Origin of the sequence: Chryseobacterium sp. IT-36CA2, assembly GCF_949767875.1 — a bacterium.
Lineage (GTDB): Bacteria > Bacteroidota > Bacteroidia > Flavobacteriales > Weeksellaceae > Chryseobacterium.
The window spans coordinates 218843-237616 of sequence record NZ_CATKPG010000021.1 but is presented as its reverse complement, the minus strand read 5'-3'; the positions used below and the strand labels follow the sequence as shown (position 1 = coordinate 237616).

General features: G+C 33.8%; 19 protein-coding genes. 8 read left to right on the top strand and 11 right to left on the bottom strand.

The window, feature by feature from the left end; genetic code table 11:
• Positions 1–362 precede the first annotated feature (362 nt).
• The 6 genes from ACM6F9_RS12590 (at position 363) to pth (ending at position 5470) form a co-directional block, all read left to right on the top strand.
• Positions 363–1184, top strand: coding sequence for a hypothetical protein (locus tag ACM6F9_RS12590; RefSeq protein WP_414846037.1), 822 nt, complete (start codon positions 363–365; stop codon positions 1182–1184).
• 2 nt (positions 1185–1186) lie between these two features.
• Positions 1187–2008 (top strand): hypothetical protein, encoded by an 822-nt coding sequence (locus ACM6F9_RS12585; RefSeq protein ID WP_414846036.1) that lies wholly within the window; start codon positions 1187–1189, stop codon positions 2006–2008.
• 7 nt (positions 2009–2015) lie between these two features.
• Positions 2016–2753, top strand: coding sequence for a hypothetical protein (locus tag ACM6F9_RS12580; protein WP_414846035.1), 738 nt, complete (start codon positions 2016–2018; stop codon positions 2751–2753).
• 152 nt (positions 2754–2905) lie between these two features.
• A complete protein-coding gene (locus ACM6F9_RS12575) occupies positions 2906–3781 on the top strand; it encodes a hypothetical protein (RefSeq protein WP_414846034.1) in 876 nt (291 codons plus the stop codon).
• 100 nt (positions 3782–3881) lie between these two features.
• Positions 3882–4820 carry a hypothetical protein gene (locus ACM6F9_RS12570; RefSeq protein WP_414846033.1) on the top strand — a complete coding sequence of 313 codons (939 nt, stop codon included), beginning with the start codon at positions 3882–3884 and terminating at the stop codon, positions 4818–4820.
• A gap of 86 nt (positions 4821–4906) precedes the next feature.
• Positions 4907–5470, top strand: coding sequence for an aminoacyl-tRNA hydrolase (pth, locus tag ACM6F9_RS12565; protein ID WP_414846032.1), 564 nt, complete (start codon positions 4907–4909; stop codon positions 5468–5470).
• 75 nt (positions 5471–5545) lie between these two features.
• Here the strand turns inward: pth and ACM6F9_RS12560 are convergent, their stop codons facing one another.
• From ACM6F9_RS12560 to ACM6F9_RS12540, 5 genes are all read right to left on the bottom strand, one after another.
• Positions 5546–6472 carry a hypothetical protein gene (locus ACM6F9_RS12560; RefSeq protein ID WP_414846031.1) on the bottom strand — a complete coding sequence of 309 codons (927 nt, stop codon included), beginning with the start codon at positions 6470–6472 and terminating at the stop codon, positions 5546–5548.
• A 245-nt stretch (positions 6473–6717) separates the two neighbouring features.
• Positions 6718–7353, bottom strand: coding sequence for a carbonic anhydrase (locus ACM6F9_RS12555; protein WP_414846030.1), 636 nt, complete (start codon positions 7351–7353; stop codon positions 6718–6720).
• Positions 7354–7405: 52 nt separating this feature from the next.
• Entirely contained in the window at positions 7406–8998 is a 1593-nt protein-coding gene (locus tag ACM6F9_RS12550; protein ID WP_414846029.1) for a SulP family inorganic anion transporter, read from the bottom strand.
• A gap of 146 nt (positions 8999–9144) precedes the next feature.
• Positions 9145–9444: a hypothetical protein gene (locus ACM6F9_RS12545; RefSeq protein ID WP_089692794.1), complete on the bottom strand. Its 300-nt coding sequence runs from the start codon at positions 9442–9444 to the stop codon at positions 9145–9147.
• Between the two features lie 21 nt (positions 9445–9465).
• Complete coding sequence (locus ACM6F9_RS12540; protein ID WP_414846028.1) at positions 9466–10134, bottom strand: carbonic anhydrase; 669 nt, start codon at positions 10132–10134, stop codon at positions 9466–9468.
• Between the two features lie 486 nt (positions 10135–10620).
• Here ACM6F9_RS12540 and ACM6F9_RS12535 point away from each other — a divergent pair, with 486 nt between their 5' ends.
• Together ACM6F9_RS12535 and ACM6F9_RS12530 are read left to right on the top strand one after the other, a co-directional pair.
• Positions 10621–11643 carry a helix-turn-helix domain-containing protein gene (locus tag ACM6F9_RS12535; RefSeq protein ID WP_414846027.1) on the top strand — a complete coding sequence of 341 codons (1023 nt, stop codon included), beginning with the start codon at positions 10621–10623 and terminating at the stop codon, positions 11641–11643.
• 133 nt (positions 11644–11776) lie between these two features.
• Positions 11777–12382, top strand: coding sequence for a DUF2306 domain-containing protein (locus ACM6F9_RS12530; RefSeq protein ID WP_414846026.1), 606 nt, complete (start codon positions 11777–11779; stop codon positions 12380–12382).
• A gap of 11 nt (positions 12383–12393) precedes the next feature.
• Here ACM6F9_RS12530 and ACM6F9_RS12525 read toward each other — a convergent pair whose 3' ends face one another.
• The 6 genes from ACM6F9_RS12525 to ACM6F9_RS12500 all read right to left on the bottom strand — a co-directional run bounded on the left by ACM6F9_RS12525 (position 12394) and on the right by ACM6F9_RS12500 (position 18659).
• The gene (locus tag ACM6F9_RS12525) at positions 12394–13599 is read right to left on the bottom strand and encodes a phosphoethanolamine transferase (protein WP_414846025.1); all 1206 of its coding nucleotides are present in this window, start codon (positions 13597–13599) and stop codon (positions 12394–12396) included.
• A gap of 762 nt (positions 13600–14361) precedes the next feature.
• Positions 14362–14916, bottom strand: a complete 555-nt coding sequence (locus tag ACM6F9_RS12520) for a serine O-acetyltransferase (protein ID WP_414846024.1) — start codon at positions 14914–14916, stop codon at positions 14362–14364.
• Positions 14917–14927: 11 nt separating this feature from the next.
• Entirely contained in the window at positions 14928–16073 is a 1146-nt protein-coding gene (locus ACM6F9_RS12515; protein WP_414846023.1) for a glycosyltransferase, read from the bottom strand.
• 10 nt (positions 16074–16083) lie between these two features.
• Positions 16084–17064 carry a glycosyltransferase family 2 protein gene (locus ACM6F9_RS12510; protein ID WP_414846022.1) on the bottom strand — a complete coding sequence of 327 codons (981 nt, stop codon included), beginning with the start codon at positions 17062–17064 and terminating at the stop codon, positions 16084–16086.
• On the bottom strand, positions 17046–18176 hold the full coding sequence (locus tag ACM6F9_RS12505) for a glycosyltransferase (protein WP_414846021.1): 1131 nt from the start codon (positions 18174–18176) through the stop codon (positions 17046–17048). Before ACM6F9_RS12505 ends, ACM6F9_RS12510 begins: the two co-directional genes overlap by 19 nt.
• Before the next feature lie 6 nt (positions 18177–18182).
• Entirely contained in the window at positions 18183–18659 is a 477-nt protein-coding gene (locus ACM6F9_RS12500; RefSeq protein ID WP_414846020.1) for an acyltransferase, read from the bottom strand.
• Between the last annotated feature and the right edge of the window lie 115 nt (positions 18660–18774).

Here is an 18774-nt window from a genome sequence, read left to right as displayed (position 1 = left end):
TTATTTATTGTAAATAAAATCGTGATAAATATAAAAAGCGCATAGAAATCTTAATTTTTGTGCGCTTTTTTTGTGATTGTTATCATGTTTTTATTCACTAATATTCAAGCTTAAGAGAATTAAGCCCTTTTTGAGGGGGCTGAAGTCACTTTTTAATGATTAAAAATATCCTGTAAATCCCCGAACAGTAAGGGTTTGGGGCATTAGTTTGTTTTTTTACTGTATGAAAAGTGGAGTTATGTAGTAATAATTCTACTTTTACGTGTGATTAATTCTATTGTGTAATGCGTTTATTTCTATAGGTTTATGGATGTATAACTGGAATTTTAAGGGCTTCATTGCGTACCTTTGCAGTCCTTATTATGAAAAAAATTATATATTGCTGCGCGGCTGGATTTCTTTCTTTCTATGCCAACGCACAGGTGGGCATCGGTACTGCGAAACCGAAATCTATTCTAGATGTGAATGGAAAAACCACCTTAAGAAAAGAACTTAGAATAGGCGGAACTTCAACTCAGGTTGGAAATGCCGGGTTAAACGGCCAGGTTTTGGTTTCTCAGGGTGAGGGTTTGCCTCCTGTGTGGAAATCTTTGAATGTTTCCTTTATGGAAGAGGGGCAGTATAAGCTGATCAATTCTTATCTGTCGTCGGATCAAGCAGGTGTTATATCGCTTTCAAATGGTGTTGCTGGTGATAACATCTACACAAACAAAGTGGGAGATAATGTCACTGATGTAGCTAAAGGAAACTGGAAGACGATTGATGGCCTTAAAAATACCTTCACCATCAAAAACGGAAAAAACAGAATCACCTATCAGTTTCAGACAGGGATTGAAATGAAAGCACAGTCATCTACTACTATAGAAAGTGTGAGGTTTACCTGTGGTGTTTTCAGAAATGGATTGTTGGTAGCTGTGCGCCCGGATAGAATTGCTTCTAATAATAACACCGGAAAAAACGGTCTTCAGGATTATATCTTCACCCTTAATTATACCGAACAAAATGTTCCCATAGGAGTTCACAATATTGAAATTGCATGCCGAAAGATTGATACATCAAATTCTACTTCAGAATTTGCAATAGGACGTAATGTACAGACTTCAAGTGGAGTATCCAGTGCATTTACTCTGGAATCTACTATGAAAATGGACGTTATCGAATACGTGAGCTATAAAAATAACTAATGATGAAAAAACTATTATCAACTCTGCTTTTTACGACGGGACTTTTGTTAAGTGCTCAAGTAGGTATAAAAACAGATGCTCCAAAAGCAAAACTTGACGTAAACGGAGATATCAACTTCAGAAACAAAATCGGTGTTTATAATACTGCTGATAATACGATATTCCAAGGAAATAATGATCAGCTTCTGGTTTCCAGGGGAGAAGGCTTTCCTCCTATCTGGAAATCACTTCGTATTCCTGAATATGAACCGAATAAATTTTATCTGATCTACAACAACTCCTTTTCAGATAAAGTAGGAACCTCATTTACATCCTCTGATGATTCTACAGTAGGTTTCGCTTCAAGAGGGGCTACTTTTACCAAAGGAAAAGAATTGAGCACCCTTCCGAATTTTAAAAAAATAGATGGTCTTTCAAAAACGATCAGCGTATTCAGTTCTCAAAGTAAAGCTTACTTTCAATTTGAAACAGTTGTTCAGGCAGATTTTGGAGCAGCAGGTACAGCGGCAGATACTTCAATAGATTATGCCTGCGGTATTTTTGTAGACGGTAGACTAGTGAACCTGAGACAAAGAAATTTAAAGGCGATCACCACTTCATATCCTTTTCTTACCCATACCCAGATCGGGATTGTAGATAACCTTGGCACAGGAAACCATTCCGTAGATGTTGCCTGTACAAGATTAGGGTCTTATGGGGCTTCTGGTAATACTCTTACAATAGGAACCAATGTATATACTAATATTAATGGATTTATCTCACAGTCATCTCTTAAGGTAGATGTATATGAAGTTCCTCAAGTGTTTAACAACATTATAAACTAAGCAGATCATGAAAAAAATACTATTCGTAACATCACTTCTGTTAACTGTTGCCGCAACCGCGCAAGTGGGTATTAATACTCCAAATCCAACTAATATGCTGGATGTGAACGGAGATCTTAATATCAGAAAAGAATTAAGAACGGGAGGTACAGATGTCCTGAGAGGATCTGCCGGAACAGCAGGGGATATTTTGCATAATAATACAGGTTTAAATATCAATGACTGGAAAGCAATAAAAATTGCTGATGGACAGGGAAGTATGTCTGTGTTTTCTATTAATACGGTCGCAGATAAGACCGGAGTGAGTTTTTCCGGGAATAATGGATCAACAAACCCTTATAATGAAGGAGCAGCTCTTACAACAGACTGGTCTGTACTGACAGGCACAATAGATAGTTTCTCTGTGACTAATCAAACAAATAAAGCTACTTTTTCGTTTCAAACAACGGTACAAAAAACGGGAGCCAGTTCTGCCAGCTTTGCTTGTGGGGTTTTTGTAGATGATCAGTTGAAAGCGGTAAGAACAGATGTGTTGCTTGGAGATCCCGGAGCCTATAAAATCTTTAATCTGAATGCAACGCTTACTAATCTTCCCCCTAAAAATGACTACAAAGTTAAAGTAGCCTGTACAAAAAGAGCAATTTCCGGATCAACACTTGGGGTAGGAACAGCTGTGAATACAACCTTCCTTAATAGCGATATGTCACAGTCTGTTTTAACAACATCGATATTGCAGCCTTATTAATTTTCATAATAATACAATATTTAGAAATCTAAAAACGTTATGTTTTTAGATTTTTTTTGATTATTAAGTCTATTTCTTGTGAATTTGTTCATATAAAGTAAAGTGTATTATTAAAAATTGAATTATATTTGGACAAGCTAAAAAAATTCTATATGGTAAAAAACTATTTTTTTAAAATGTTTGCCGGTATTGCTTTTCTTGGGCTGCTGACAGCATGTAATACTACCTCAGATCCCACGGAATCTATTCCCAATCCGGATGATGGACCACCTCCTAAAAGAGTTTTAGCAAAGGTTAGTTCCAATAATGTTTCTCAGGAAGAATATACTACCATAGCAGTGAGTGGAGATTTACAAACTGCAGTGTCTAAAGATGAGTTTGCTTCCGGAGGTGCTTATTTTACAGGAACAGTAACGTATACCAGCAAGAATATTACTAAAATTAAATACGTAAGCACTGCTTCTTCAAGCCTTGTCTATGAATTTAATATTGTTCCGGATGATACCGGTAAAAAGATTTACAATGCAACTTCTACAGCAACAGGAGCTACTCCGTCTGCATCTGTAGTAAGTGATTATGCATTTACCTATGATTCTGTAACCAGTAAGCTTACCAAAATTCTTGAGAAAAGAAAAGAGGGAGGAATCAGTGCTTATAACAGATTTATAGACTATAGCTTTGTGTATAACGGAAACAATGTTATTCAGGTGGTTTGCTCCAAAGGATTATTAGATATCAACGGAAATCCGAATATGACAACAGCAGTAGTAAGCAAGTATAGCTTTCAAAACTATGATGCTCAGAAAAGCCCGTATTCTACACTTCCATCAGTCTATTTCATCACACGAAGCCTGATCAGTCCGGTTAATTTCTACAAAATATCTCCGAACAATCCTACTTCAATGTTTATAGAATTGCCATCACCAGCTGCTCCTGTTAATACAGCTCAAAGTTATTCTTATGACAATCAGGGATATGTGGTTGTAGAAAAAAATCAGAACATGACTTTTACCTATAAAAATTTATAGGAGAAATATAGTCATTAATCTTACCGGAATATAAATAATAATACAATTTTTAGGCAAAAAAAAATTATATTTGTCAAAAAAAATAATCAATTACAAGGAAATGAAACAAATTTTCTATTTTATTTTACTAATCGCAGGTTTTTCCTCAATACATTCCTGCAAGAGTTTACTGGATGAGGATGGGAATCCATTGTTGGATCTTAACAATACAAACGGATTAAGCGGTCCGAGAGCATTATACAGAGAAATCACAGATAAAGATACTATTGCAGAATATCAGTACAGCGGACTTCTTGTGACTAAAGTAATCACAGACAGTGCTTCAATAACTAATATTATGTACAGTGGTGATAAAATCAGCCAGATTAACTTCAACGGTTTCTTAGATTTAGATGATGATGGTGAGCTTGATAAAGATAGTGTGTCTTATACTCAGCTATTTACTTATGGAAATGGAGGTAGATTAGATAAAATTTCTGAAAACCGTTCTATTTTTAGAAGACCGCCACCTGTACCACCAGCAACAACTCCGGGTCCGCAGACTCTTTTAGGAAAAGAAAAAAAACAGTATGAATTTAAATATGTTGCTGCTTCAGCAAAGCTTGATTCTATAATAGGGAAGAGTGGTATTGATATCGCTGGAACTCAATTTAAATTTACTGAATATTCGAGAACAGGTTTTACCTATATTGGAGATAATGTTTCCAGAGCTGTAAACTTTATTGGGCAGCTGACTGGTGCTAATGGTGATGTTTTTCAACCTCCTGTTGAAAAGTACGGTTTTGATTTTTATGCTTATGATAATCAGATCAGTCCATTCACACTATTGCCAACAGCGTATAAAATTTCAAGAATTATATCTACAAATAGTTATGGTGAAAGCCATCTTTTTTCACCTAATAACCCAAAGAGAGTATCATTAACGGATCTTACTACTCCTATACCAACTCCAATTGTATTGAGTACCAATTATGTCTATGATCCTCAGACTTATATGACAAAAGGATACGGTGTTAATTACATCTATAAACCACAATAGAAGAATTTTTTTACAATATTCAAACTCAATCTTTCCTAAGATTGAGTTTTTTATTTTTTATCCCTTAATTTTGCAAAAAATTTCTGATGAAATATTTAATTGTCGGGCTTGGTAACAAAGGCTCAGAATATGAAAATACACGACATAATATAGGCTTTAAAGTAGCCGAAAAAATAGCGGAAACCCTTGAAGTATCATTCAATACCTCCAATTTTGGCTGGCTGGCAGAAGGAAAACATAAAGGAAGAAAGGTTTTTGTTCTTAAGCCGGATACCTACATGAATCTTTCCGGAAATGCTGTGAAATACTGGATGCAGAAAGAAAATATTCCTTTGGAAAATGTACTGATCGTTACGGATGATCTTGCCCTTCCTTTCGGAACCTTAAGATTGAAAGGAAAAGGGTCTGATGCAGGTCATAATGGGCTTAAAAATATCAATGAAGTATTGCAGACTCAAAATTATGCAAGACTGCGTTTTGGGATCTCTGCAGATTTTTCTGCCGGAAGACAGGTAGATTATGTATTGGGAACCTGGAATGAAGAAGAATCAGAAAAGCTTACAGAGAGAATTGAAACCTTTGCCAAGGCTAGCCTATCTTTTGTTTTTGCAGGTTTGAATAATACGATGTCGGCCTTTAACGGGAAATAATTTCCAATTTAGATCAGGGAATAGTTTTACAATATTGAAGACTGCCTTATTTTTAGACAGTCATTTATTTTATTTCTAAAATTTTTCTGCAGGTTTTATGATTAATTTATCATCTTTCCGGATAAATAATATCCAAATCCAGGCAATAATTGATAATAAAAAAGATACTATGATATTCTGCATAAATATTTCATTGGCTGCAGGATTTGTTTCAAACTCCAATATTGCCTGATTAATAGTGAAGCCCTGTTTTATTAGCAAAGCAATGACAGTTAATACATTTGCTGTAAATATGCTTATAATGTTTGTGAAGAAGATAATTAATCTTGTAAATTTTCCATGAAATCCCTTGAAATAATTATAACCTAAAAAACTAAGAAGGGCAATTGCAAATGCCATACCTGAAGAAATTCCTCCTAAATATACTGCGAGTAAGATCCAAAGTATAATAGCCGGAATTGAAAAAACAATGGAACCTAAAAATCCTGTCAGATAGTTTTTTTCGTTTGAAATTCTTTTCACTTCAATTTCGTAGAATTTATCATCTGTCTGTTTAAAACAGTGATCACAAAGGATGATACCAGTATCGTTAAGGTTATAATAATTAATTCTTTGATTCGCTTCGCAACTATGACATTTTTGTTGCTCTGGTATATTTAGTTTTTTTAGTAGGTCAGCTAAGAAGTCAAAGAGAGCATAAACTGTACTGAGCTTAGTAATGATGATGTTTTCAGTGAATTTGAAAAAAATACTGTTTTCTCTGATTTCGAAGATGGTAAATTTTAATTTTTTTTTATTTTTAGATAATTCTGTTTTGATTTGTTGTTTTTGTTCATTCGTTAAATCGCCGGTTGTTACCGATACATATTTGTATTGTGGAGTGTGTATGATGCTTGCGTCTGAAACGTTGAAAAAATACCCTTTGTAGAGCCCAAATACCCTGTTTCTTGTTTTATACCAGCCAAGATCTTTGGCTATTTTTTTTGCTTTTGGAAAAATCATATTCTTTTCAATTTGTCATCATATTTTTGAAATGTAATCTCTCAATTGTACGAATATATAATTAATTTGTAGTAATAAAAACTAACTCTCTTTGAAATGAAATATTTGATTGTTTTTGTCATTTTAGCTCATGAATGAGTTTATTCTTTACTTGATTTAGAGCAAAAAACAATAAAAAATAAATGCCACCGGATTCCGGTGGCATTTTCTGTAAAATTATAATTGAAATTTAATGAGTTTATTTCTTATAACCACGTTACAGCACCTGTTTCAACATCATAATTGGCTCCAACAATTTTAATTTTACCTTCTGCTTCAAGGTTTTTAAGTGTTGAGCTTTGCTTACGGATGTCTTCAATAGCACTTCTTACGTTTTGTTGGTTAAGTCTTTCCAGAAGAGCACTGTTTTTTGATGAACGTTCTTCATTCTCCTCAATGATATCATTGATGATAGGGTTGAAGTGATTGATCAGGTGGTTCAGGTTATCCATTCCCAATCCTTCAATTTGTGCCGCGTCAAGACCTCCTTTCAATGCTCCGCATTTCGTGTGTCCTAATACTACAATAAGTTTGGAACCGGCTACATTACAACCAAATTCCATAGATCCAAGAATGTCTTGGTTAACAAAATTACCAGCAATTCTGATACTGAAAACGTCTCCTAATCCCTGGTCAAAGATAAGCTCTGCAGAAGTACGGCTGTCTATACAGCTTAAAACTACGGCAAATGGCCATTGTCCCTCACGGGTAGCATTCACTTGCTCAAGAAGATCTCTGTTGGCTTTAAGATTGTTTACAAATCTCTGGTTTCCTTCTTTTAAGAATTCCAATGCTTTCTCAGGAGTGATAGTAGACTGTGTTTCGTATGTATGTGCTTTCATATTATTTATTATTTTCGAATTTAAAGTTAAAAAAATTAATTGATGGTTGAGATTACATGGCTCTTTTATGTGTAACTAAAATATGAGAGTCCTCACTTCTTTCGTAATCTCGGTATGAAGTTTTGAAGCCTAAAAGTTCAACATTGATATCCTGTTCCTTTGCACGAATATTGGCAAATTCCTGGATCATTTCCAGTACATCTGTTGCAATATAGGATGTACTTCTGGCATCAATGATAACTATTGAGTTTGGTTTTATGTTTTTAAGTGTTTTTTTGATCGCTGCTTTATTTAAAAAAGAAACTTCTTCAGCCAGTTTTATATTGATCCCATCCGCATCATCTAATCGCTCTCTGCTCAGATAATAAGCTCGTTTCATATTTCCCTGAAGAATATAGAAAACGGAGATTGCAAGACCAATTCCTACTCCTTTTAATAAATCTGTTGCCACTACAGCTGCAACCGTTGCCACAAATGGTATAAACTGGAATTTTCCTAAATGCCAGAAATGTTTAAATGTAGCCGGCTTTGCAAGTTTATATCCTACTAAAATTAATACCGCAGCCAGAGTAGCCAATGGAATTAAATTTAATACAACAGGAATGGAAAGTACACAGATCAATAAAAATACCCCGTGAATAATACTTGATATTTTTGAGGTTGCCCCCGCATTAGCATTAGCAGAACTTCTTACCACAACAGACGTCATTGGAAGACCGCCAATAAAAGAACTGATAAGATTCCCTATTCCCTGTGCTTTCAACTCAAGGTTGGTATCTGTAATTCTTTTCTGTCTGTCTAACCGGTCTGATGCTTCAATACAAAGCAGGGTTTCAATAGATGCTACAATAGCAATTGTTGCTCCTACGATCCAGACTTTAGGATTGGTAAAGCCATTAAGGTCAGGAGTTGTAATTAGATTTTTAAAATCATCAAAAGACTGAGGCACCGGTAATGAAACCAAATGTTGGGTTTCGATAGCCAGTGAGCTTCCGGACATCTTAAAAAGTTGGTTCAAAAGGATACCTGCGATTACGGCAACCAAAGCTCCCGGTAGCATTTTCATCCTTTTCAGAACGTGGATTTTGTCCCATGCAATAAGAATTGCTACAGAAACCAAAGTAACAACGATAGCTCCCGGGTGGATCGCTCCAAATAATTCTGTAAAATATCCGAAGTTCAGTCCATTATCAAAAATAGATTCATGACCTTCATAATCTTTATCGAATCCTAATGCGTGTGGAATCTGTTTTAAAATAATAATAATTCCTATGGCAGCAAGCATTCCTTCAATCACGTTATTCGGGAAATAGTTGGATATACTTCCGGCTCTTACAAATCCTAAAACCAATTGGATAAGTCCTGCAATGATCCCTGCACAAAGGAAAAGCTCAAATGCGCCAAGATCTGTTATAGCTGTTAAAACGATGGCCGTTAAACCTGCTGCAGGCCCGGAAACTGAAATATTTGAATTACTGATTGTTCCTACTACCAGGCCGCCTACAATACCGGAAATAATACCGGACAATGGGGGAGCACCTGATGCTAAAGCAATTCCTAAACACAACGGAAGTGCTACTAAAAATACCACGAGTCCTGAAGGAAAATTCTCCTTGATTCCTCCTATTAATGATGTCTTTTTCATAATGTGAAGCTGTAAAATATAACCGGCTTATTTGTTTTTAAATAAGTCAATTACAAGAAGTTGAAAAAAAATTAATTTTAAATACGTGGGTATCCGATATCAAAAAAATGATATGGAAATGGTATCAAAAAATCTAACTATAGAAGTTACGCTTCCGGAGGGGGAGAAAATATAGTAAGTAAAGGTGAAAGATGAAAAGAATCATCAATCAGTACAAAAGACACACCCTGAACATCAGGTTCTGAAAATTTCAGATAATCGAATACATCTAAAGGTTTCGGAATAGTCTTTTCGTAAACAATAAAAGAGGATGGGTGAGAATGAGGTTCTTCTTCATTGATTATAATATTCGTTCTTGCAATATCCCAGCCCGCAACCGCAGCAATGCTCGGCAGCGCTGTAAAATTCAGAAAAAACGTTAATACAATAATACTCCAGAATTTCATTTTACATTCTTTTTAGAAAAACTATTTGGTCTTTCTGCTCATTACCCAATCAGAACTTGTAAGATTGTAGATCTTTTGAATGTCTTTTAAGGTTTTCTCAAAATCAATCTCCAGATCAATGATTTTACCTGTTCTAAGGTCAAATACCCAGCCGTGTACAATTGGTTGCTCTTCCAGGATATATCTCTCCTGTACACAGGCCATTTTAATTACGTTGATGCACTGCTCCTGAACATTAAGCTCTACAAGTCTGTCATAACGTTTGCTTTCGTCCTCAATAGAATCCAGTTCTGCTTGATGCAGTCTGTAAACATCACGAATGTTTCTCAGCCATGGATTCAATAATCCTAAATCCTGAGGGGTCATCGCTGCTTTTACACCGCCACAGTTGTAATGTCCGCAAACAATAATGTGTTTTACTTTCAGATGTTCTACAGCATATTGAATAACGGCTGTGGAACTCATATCTAAAGTATTGACAACATTAGCAATGTTTCTGTGAACAAATACTTCCCCTGGTTTTGCTCCCATCAGTTCTTCTGCTGTAGCTCTGCTATCTGAACATCCAATGTAAAGGAATTCAGGGTGCTGAGTTTTTGCAAGTTCCTGAAAGAAGTTTGGGTCTTCAGCTACTTTGGATTCTACCCATTTTTTGTTGTTTTCGAAAATAACCTCGTACGATTGTGACATAATTTTAAATTTTTAAAAGTTTATAATTATTTATTTCGTTTAAATTATTTTCAAAATCAATAGACTAAATCAATAATTGTGCAAAAATATACTTTTTGTTAAAGAATCAATCACTTTTAACAAAGTTTAATATTAAAATATGCTTAAAATCATATCTAACATTCCGATATGCTTTGCATTACAGTTAGTGGTTATCTATGGTAATCCAAACGTTTAAAAAACATGATAAAATTACGAAGTATAAATTAAAATTTGAGATTTACGAATTAAAATATTCTTAATTATTGATCTCTTCATTGTTTTTTTGAGGTATAGCGGTAAAAATCATCATAATATGTCAAAAAAATGAATAATTTAAAGGTCAATTAAAGTATTCATAGAATGTCTGATTTTGGGCTGCAATCTTTACCATCCCTATTTTATCTGGCAGGCATTTTTATTGCCTGTTTTTCTTCCTTTTTGATTTTAGGAAAGCGCAAAAAAATAATGGCAGATTATATATTAGCTGCATGGTTCCTGATTATAGGAATACATCTTATCTTATTTATTCTGTTTTTTTCCGGCGGCTATTTGAAGTTTCCCTATCTTCTGGGGTATGAAATTATCTTTCCTTTTATTCACGGGCCCATGCTGTATTTGTATGTTCTGTGTGTTACAGGAAGAAATCCAGGTATGAAGATATGGTTGTTGAACGGCATTCCTGTTCTGATGATTGGCTTGCTTTTATCTCAGCTTTTGCTCTTATCTCCATGGGATAGACTGGCTGCTTATCAGAGCGGAAATAATGGATATAAGCTATTAAGTAAGGTGATCAAATATCTTATGATTTTATCAGGAATAGTATATGTTGCTTTAAGTCTTTTTGCTGTAAGAAAATATACAGAAGGTATTTCCAGTCAGTATTCTAATACTGAAAAAATGAATCTGAACTGGCTGTATTATCTCATTGCAGGGATCGCTTTGATATGGATTGCGGTGATTATTAAAAATGACATTCTTATTTTTTCAATAGTAGTTCTGTTTATTGTAGTAGCCGCTTACTTTGGAATCAGTCGTGTGGGAATTTTGAATATCCCTGCTCTTCCTGATAGGGAAGATCCAAAAGAGCTTGATAATGAGGTTGTAAAATATCAGAAAAATTCTCCAGGAGATGAAGCTATACAATCTATTTATAGAAAACTTGTGTATAAAATGACACAGGAAAAGTTGTACAAAGACCCGGAACTTAATCTGAATACTATTGCCCAACTACTGGATGTTCATCCTAATACATTATCTCAGGTGATTAATTCTGTGGAGCATAAAAACTTTTATGATTATATCAACCGACAGCGTATTGAAGAGTTTAAGCGTACCGTTGTCCTTCCGGAAAATCAAAAATACACGATTCTTTCATTGGCATTTGAATGTGGGTTTAATTCCAAGACTTCTTTTAACAGAAACTTTAAAAAGTATATGAATTGCTCACCGTCTGAGTTTTTAAAGAATCAAAGCATTCATATGGAATAACTGATATTGATCTATTGTCGGTTTTGTTTCAAGTTATTTATTGTTAATGTTTTATAAATAGGTTCCACCTTTCATTTTGGAACAGATGGAGCTTTTATAATGCTCATTTTTACAGAAAATTAAATGGACAGCTATGAAAAAGTTACTCTTTGTAATCATGTGTGTTTTGGCATTACTTATCGGATTGTATCCTTTGATCTATGCTTTTGTAGAGCATCAATATACCTTTCTAGGTTCTAAATCCTTAGAAATACTTCATAATGTAATCTGGAAATCAGCCTTTTTTTCTCACATACTATTCGGAGGGTTGGCTCTTTTTATAGGATGGAGCCAGTTTAGTACTTCATTCCGAAATAAAAATATAAGATTACACCGGATCATCGGAAGTTTTTACGTAATTGCTGTAATGATAAGCTCTCTTTCAGCTATTTATATGGGCTTTTATGCGAATGGTGGACTTATTTCAGCAACGGGGTTTATCTGTTTGGGATGCATCTGGCTGATAACGACCCTTATGGCAGTTGTACAAATAAAGCAAAGAAATATCCTCAAACATCAACAGTTTATGACCTTTAGCTATGCTTGTACCTTTGCAGCTGTGACATTGCGGTTATGGTATCCTTTACTGAAAATGCTGACAGGAGATCCTGAAAACTCTTATATTGCTGTTGCATGGCTATGCTGGGTTCCTAATCTTTTTGTTGCCTATTTCATCAATAGAAAAGCAGCTGTAATATAAATGAATATATATTATTCCGGTAACTTATTATATTCCATACTTTTCATCTCTAAGTTTAGATACTTATTGTCTTCATTTTTATAATGCTGAGGGGCTTCCAGACCCATATATTTCATGATCAGCGGATAGATGTAGGTCGTTTGTGTCTGTTTAGTTTCATGTCCGGTAATTCTGTAATTTGCCGGTACCTTATCACCAAACCAAATGAAGAAAGGTACCTGCGTAGATTCTTTAGAATCTATATGCAGTAGCTTGTCTCCCTGTATTTTAAGTCCGTGGTCGGATGCGTATATTACCACAGAATTTGTGTTTTTCAGTGTACTGAAAATATTTTTGAAAACAAAATCGGTATATTTTATAGAGCTGTCATAGCAGTTCATTCCTTCAGAATTCCAGTTAGGGGGGAGTCTGTTACACGGGTTTGGATGGCTTCCCATGATGTGAAGGATTATAAATTTATCTTCTTTCTTTTGAATAGTATTTTTCAGCTCAGGAACGATAACTTCATCAAATCCATTGACCCATTTTTTGTTTTTAGACATGGAAGCTATAGCGGTTATTCCTCTTGCGCTAGCTTGTGTACTAAGCCAGAAAGAATTGTATCCACTTTGATTAGCAAGATTGATAATGTTATAAGAAAGTTTATCATACTTATATCTGAATTCATCCGGATGAATGCTTGATAACATCAGAGGAACACTCAGGTTTGTGATCCCTGCAGGAGAAACGGCATTATCGAAAATCATCATATTCCCAGCCTGCTCATCTGTATAAGGGGTTGTTTTTTTATTATAACCATACAATGACATGTTTTGTTTTCTTTCAGATTCTCCGATGATCAAAATTACATTTTCTATGCCCGGTTGTATTTTTTTGATATTGAAAACAGGAACATTCTTTGTAAGAGCATTAATATCTTCCTGAATATCCTGTGCAATACGGAAATCAGTATAATGATAGTACACATTTTTAATCATACTTCCTCCACCTTTATTACTTATATACCTATGTTTGAGGAAAAAAATGAACGGCATAATAAGCCACAATAATGCAATAAAGATGAACTTAAAATTAAAAGTAACTACGCTTTTTTTCAGATAGTTGATCACATATAGCATTATTCCAAAAAATAGTAAAAATAAAATACCAGGTAGGATAAACATATAAGACATACTCATAGCCTCATTCACATTAGACTCTACAATACTTATGGCCATTCCAATATTGAATCCGGAATGATAAATAAGAAAGCAGGAAGCTGAAATAAGAAAGTTAAGACTTAATAATAAGCATAAGATAACTGCAATAATGGATGTGTATTTATTTTTAAAGAGAAATGCATTGAATACAAGAAACGAGCAAAACATAATTCCATATTCAAAAAAATTTCGGATACTATCTAGTTTGTCAGGACCAAATAAATTATCATATATAAATGGAAATGAAAGTAGTAACCCTGTAAGGTATAGTAAGATGAGGAGGATTAGAAGTGTTTTTTTAAACATGGCTGAAGTGTTTCAATGCTGTTAAATAGTTTTAAAGTAATCTTTCTTAAAAGTTTTCTAAAGGACAATATGAGGAATATCAGAATTATGTACACTATAAAAAAACTAATACCACACAATAATTCTCGGGTGAAAACATATGGCACTTATCCAATAAGAAAATTTTGAAGGAAATATTTGTTATAGTTTTATGACATAAAAATATATTGGTGTCATTTTTAAACTATAACTGTACAGCTAAGTGATGGTAATGTAGAACATGTTTTTTCATCAAAAATAATTTTAAAAATTAATAATATGCCTGAGATTGTGTTTTTAATATTAAGCGATTTTTTCAAAACAAAAGTAGGGAGCAATTTTCGCTATTTGATTGATAGAATACAATTTTTTTTATAATCAAATAATATATTCTTTGCAAAACTAAATAAAACCACTGATAAATACAAGTAGAATTTATACTATAACTGTGATTTGCTATACTTTACGGTTAATATAATCCTTAGTAGCGTTCTCGGTTGGGATTATTTTTGCGGGATTTCCTATGACCACAGAATTAGAGGGTACATCAAAGTTGACATAAGAATTAGGAACAATCAATACATTATTTCCAATCATGATAGCACCTACAATGACAGCATTTGTCCCTATCCAGACTTCATCACCAATAACAGGAGACCCTTCATTTTGTCCACGGTTCTGCTGGCCAATTGTAACGCCCTGTGCAATATTGCAATTCTTTCCAATAATTGTTTTCGGATTGATGACCAGACTCCCAAAATGTCCTAGATAAAAACCTTCTCCAATCTGAGTTTCCGGATAAATCTGAAATCCGTATTTAATTTGATAATGTCTTAATATGATTTTCCAAAAAATATTCAAGATGGCTTTATTTTGGTGTTTTTGAGCCATTCTTAAGAGATAGATAAAATGAAGATTGGGATTAATACATTTTTTCCAGATCTGAAATGTTGAAAGCCATTTTCCGCTTTCCCGGTAAAAGTCTTTTTGAATAATAGAATAATCAGCCATTGTAAATGTTTTTATGCTTCATCAATTATTTTCTGAAGATGTTCCACAGATTTTTCCAATACAAACGGTAGTTCTGTTTGTGAAATCTGTTTTTTGTATTCCTCAGTGATGTTTTTATCAGTAAGAAACTTTTTCATTCCTTCATATATTCCTTCTTCGGAGTTTTCTGTGATATTTCCCAGTTTTCCGTCTTGCAGAAGGTCTTTAATGCCGGAAATATCCGTTGCAGAAATTGGTTTGTTAAGAATAAGTGCTTCGGCGATGATCGTAGGGAATCCCTCATGTCGGGAAGACATAATATAAAAATCTGCCTTTTTCATGTAAGGATACGGATTATTGCTAAAGCCAAGCATTTTTGCAGTGTCCTGAAGTCCTAACGAATTAAGCTGATTCTGAATAGTCTCAAAGTCATAGCCGTCACCGATGATTATCAATTGATGTTTAAGTCCTTCATCAATCAGTTTTTTATGAATATTCAATAACCTGTCATATCCTTTCTGTGGATATACGGTTCCTACCGTTACAAAAGTGGGAAGGTCACTACTGAAAGGATAGTCGGTGATTTCAACATCAGCTTTTTTTAAAGTATCATTTTTATCTATCGGATTAAAGATTTTAATCACGTTTTGTTTCTCCTTATCATTCTCTGCAATCTTCAGCATTTCTTCTTTTAGTTTATCGGAAATTACCAATATTCTGTCGAATTTAAAAAGCTGTCTGATTACATCGTGTGTATATTCTTTCAGATTAAAAATATCATTCTGAATCCAGATTATTTTTTTTGAATCCTTTTGCGGACTGGAAAGCAGCTCTTTATACATCCCATGAATAGCCGCTATTTCCACATCATATTTTTTATTTCTTAAAACAAACCTGTAAAGAAGTGATGGAAACCATAAAAACATTTTCTGATACAATACCCTGAATGCTTTCACCGGAATTTCATGCGGTCTGTTGGTGGTAATCATTTCTCCCTTAAGTAAATAATGCAGATTGACCCATGACGGAATTTCCTTGATATACATTCCCGTATACAGATTGATTAGAAGATCTATTTCATATTTATCTTCCGGAAGGTTTTTGAGGAAGTTGACAAGAACTTTTTCTGCACCGCCATGGCGGAGGGAACCGATACGTATAAGAATTTTTTTCTTCAAAGGAGTAGTATTATTTATTTAGAGTTCTTTTTAGTTTCAGGAGCAAATGAAATTGTCTGGTTTTGAGAAGTAAAAATAAAACTTTTCTATAAACCCCGATGTATATAAAATAATTAATATCCATGGATGATTTCAAACGGCTCAGATTTTTATGCGTTTCTTCGCCGGTTAAATTTTTACCAATAATTCCTTGATCTATGCTGGATTCAATAATATCCCAGTTTATCTGATATAGATATTTTTTTATTTCTTTTCCGGACTGCTGTTTGTGCAAAAAAATAAAGTCCTTAATGGCAGTATGTAGTTTGAATAATGATTCAAAAGAATGTTTTGATCTGCTTAGGGAACTTTCAGTAAACTCATAATGATAAAGCGATGCATCAATGATTTTTATCGCTTTAATTTGTTTTATATATTCCAGAAAGAACATCAAATCTTCACCATAGCTAACTGCTTTGTTGAAGGTAATCCTATTTCCGGTTATTATTTCTCTTTCAAAAAATTTGGCAACAGGTCCCCCAAAATATAATAAATTATTTCTGACAAATAATTCTGTAAAATCTTTTTGTATATCATAGGTTTTATAATGAAGATCTCTAGCTTTACCTCTTATAATATTTTGGAGCAGCAGAGTATCAGATGATGTATAATTATCAACAAAAACCTGGAGATAATTTTTTTCAATCCAATCATCAGAATCTATAAAACAGATTATTTTTCCTTTTGCATGAGAAATGCCAATATTTCTAGTATCACTTACTCCGCTGTTTTTAATTTTATCAATGACTTTGACTCTGCTATCTTTTTCAGCAAATGAATTCATTATTTCTAAAGAACGGTCTACAGACCCATCATTAATTAACAGCAATTCAAATCCTTTATAGCTCTGTTCTAAAACTGAATCAATACATTGATGCAGGCTCTCTGCGGAATTGTATACCGGTATGATGACAGATATATATATATCGTGCTCTAAAGTATCTTTTCCCATTGCGGTATTATTTTTTCTTTACTCCATTTCTCTGATTCTGTTTTACTGGATATCATGAGTTCAGTAAGTTCCTGCGGGTTATTAATTAGATGTTTTAATTTTATTATATAATTTTCTTTATCATGCATCTTAATCAAATAACCATTATTGGTATTTATAATTTCAGAAGGGCCTGTAGGGCAATCATAAGCTATAAGTGCATTGCCACAGAACATAGCCTCAATAAGAACGGTAGGCAGTCCTTCGTTTAATGAGGTCATACAAAAGATTTTTGATTTTTTGTATAGCTGCAGTATTTTCTCCTGAGGAATACTTCCTAGAAATTCAATGTTTTGAAGATCAATGTTTTGGGCCTGTTCTTTTAGTAAGGTTCTTTGAGTGCCATCTCCTGCAATAATGATTTTCCAATCTTCTCCTATTTTACATTCTTTGATAATGTTAATAAAATCTTTTACATTTTTTTCAGGATCCAGTCTGCTTACAGCGCAAATAATATTCTCTTTGCTCGTAATGTCCAGTTTAAAACTTTCATAATTATCCCCAATAATATTGGAAATAACGATTGAATTTGGATTTATTTTTTTGTAATGTTCCAACGATGTATGAGTCAGAGAGATAATAGAGCGTAGATTTTTATAATACTTTCGCAAAATATTATAATAAACTAAGCCGCCTGTCTGGTAGCTGATATGTTCCCATGCAATTGTTTTCTTACTTACCTGGCTATTGATGGCCAGCATTGATGAAAGTTTATACCAGCAGGAAACAATCGTATCATAATTCTGATGGTTTTCGTTGATCCATTGGTTTAAAACCCTGTATGTTCCAAAATCATAGAGATAAGAGTAAATATTATATATTTTGGGAATTTTATTATATTTTTTATAAATAGAAGTTCCAAATCTGGAATATTTGTCGCCAAAAGCATTGATGTAATGCTTTTTTACTTTAGGATGTATGGGGTAGAAATCCTGATGAGCTTCCAATAGGAAAAGAATTTCGATATCATAATTTAACTCTGCCAATTCTGAAGTGAGCTGAGCCAGTACTTTGGATATACCTCCGGGCTTAGTATTTTGATAATATATAAATAAGATTTTTTTTCGTTCCATTTGTGATTATTTAATTCTCCTTGCTTTTTTGAATTTATAAGGTAGGTTTTCTTTTATATATTCATCAAATTTTTTTCTGTCTTTTTCAAGTTCTCTCGGATATTCTGGATTATTTTTAAGGACGATATCACCATAATCTTCCATGGTACATAGAAATTGTGCTGGATTTCCAATAAAAACCGTATTATCAGGCATAGATTGTGACAACACAGAGTTGGCACCTAAAATACAGTTATTTCCTATCTGTACATCCTGCATGATCACACAGTTGAGACCAATAGTACAATTATTTCCAATCTTTATTCTTCCCATAATTCTGGCATCTTCATAGCCTGGAAGTCTTCTTAATAACGTAGTAGTTCCACCATGATTCACAAATCTTACATCTCCGGCAATATTCACATAGTCACCAATTTCGATGAGATAAGGCTCAGTGCCAAAATATATTTTATCAGGCATGTTAAAGCTTTTTCCTACTTTCATACCTCTGTATTTGGCCACTTCAAGATTCGCTCTATTCAAAAAATTATGATAGAGAGAGTCTATTTTTAATAAAATCCGGAATATAAAAATCATCACAGGCGTAAATTTGTTTTCG

What these genes read in the sequence shown, in the direction of transcription:
- ACM6F9_RS12590 (WP_414846037.1), top strand. Translation starts at nt 363, where the DNA reads ATGAAAAAAATTATATATTGCTGCGCGGCTGGATTTCTTTCTTTCTAT.
- ACM6F9_RS12585 (WP_414846036.1), top strand. Translation starts at nt 1,187, where the DNA reads ATGAAAAAACTATTATCAACTCTGCTTTTTACGACGGGACTTTTGTTA.
- ACM6F9_RS12580 (WP_414846035.1), top strand. Translation starts at nt 2,016, where the DNA reads ATGAAAAAAATACTATTCGTAACATCACTTCTGTTAACTGTTGCCGCA.
- ACM6F9_RS12575 (WP_414846034.1), top strand. Translation starts at nt 2,906, where the DNA reads ATGGTAAAAAACTATTTTTTTAAAATGTTTGCCGGTATTGCTTTTCTT.
- ACM6F9_RS12570 (WP_414846033.1), top strand. Translation starts at nt 3,882, where the DNA reads ATGAAACAAATTTTCTATTTTATTTTACTAATCGCAGGTTTTTCCTCA.
- pth (WP_414846032.1), top strand. Translation starts at nt 4,907, where the DNA reads ATGAAATATTTAATTGTCGGGCTTGGTAACAAAGGCTCAGAATATGAA.
- ACM6F9_RS12560 (WP_414846031.1), bottom strand. Translation starts at nt 6,472, where the DNA reads ATGATTTTTCCAAAAGCAAAAAAAATAGCCAAAGATCTTGGCTGGTAT.
- ACM6F9_RS12555 (WP_414846030.1), bottom strand. Translation starts at nt 7,353, where the DNA reads ATGAAAGCACATACATACGAAACACAGTCTACTATCACTCCTGAGAAA.
- ACM6F9_RS12550 (WP_414846029.1), bottom strand. Translation starts at nt 8,998, where the DNA reads ATGAAAAAGACATCATTAATAGGAGGAATCAAGGAGAATTTTCCTTCA.
- ACM6F9_RS12545 (WP_089692794.1), bottom strand. Translation starts at nt 9,444, where the DNA reads ATGAAATTCTGGAGTATTATTGTATTAACGTTTTTTCTGAATTTTACA.
- ACM6F9_RS12540 (WP_414846028.1), bottom strand. Translation starts at nt 10,134, where the DNA reads ATGTCACAATCGTACGAGGTTATTTTCGAAAACAACAAAAAATGGGTA.
- ACM6F9_RS12535 (WP_414846027.1), top strand. Translation starts at nt 10,621, where the DNA reads ATGGCAGATTATATATTAGCTGCATGGTTCCTGATTATAGGAATACAT.
- ACM6F9_RS12530 (WP_414846026.1), top strand. Translation starts at nt 11,777, where the DNA reads ATGAAAAAGTTACTCTTTGTAATCATGTGTGTTTTGGCATTACTTATC.
- ACM6F9_RS12525 (WP_414846025.1), bottom strand. Translation starts at nt 13,599, where the DNA reads ATGGCCATAAGTATTGTAGAGTCTAATGTGAATGAGGCTATGAGTATG.
- ACM6F9_RS12520 (WP_414846024.1), bottom strand. Translation starts at nt 14,916, where the DNA reads ATGGCTGATTATTCTATTATTCAAAAAGACTTTTACCGGGAAAGCGGA.
- ACM6F9_RS12510 (WP_414846022.1), bottom strand. Translation starts at nt 17,064, where the DNA reads ATGGGAAAAGATACTTTAGAGCACGATATATATATATCTGTCATCATA.
- ACM6F9_RS12505 (WP_414846021.1), bottom strand. Translation starts at nt 18,176, where the DNA reads ATGGAACGAAAAAAAATCTTATTTATATATTATCAAAATACTAAGCCC.
- ACM6F9_RS12500 (WP_414846020.1), bottom strand. Translation starts at nt 18,659, where the DNA reads ATGAAAGTAGGAAAAAGCTTTAACATGCCTGATAAAATATATTTTGGC.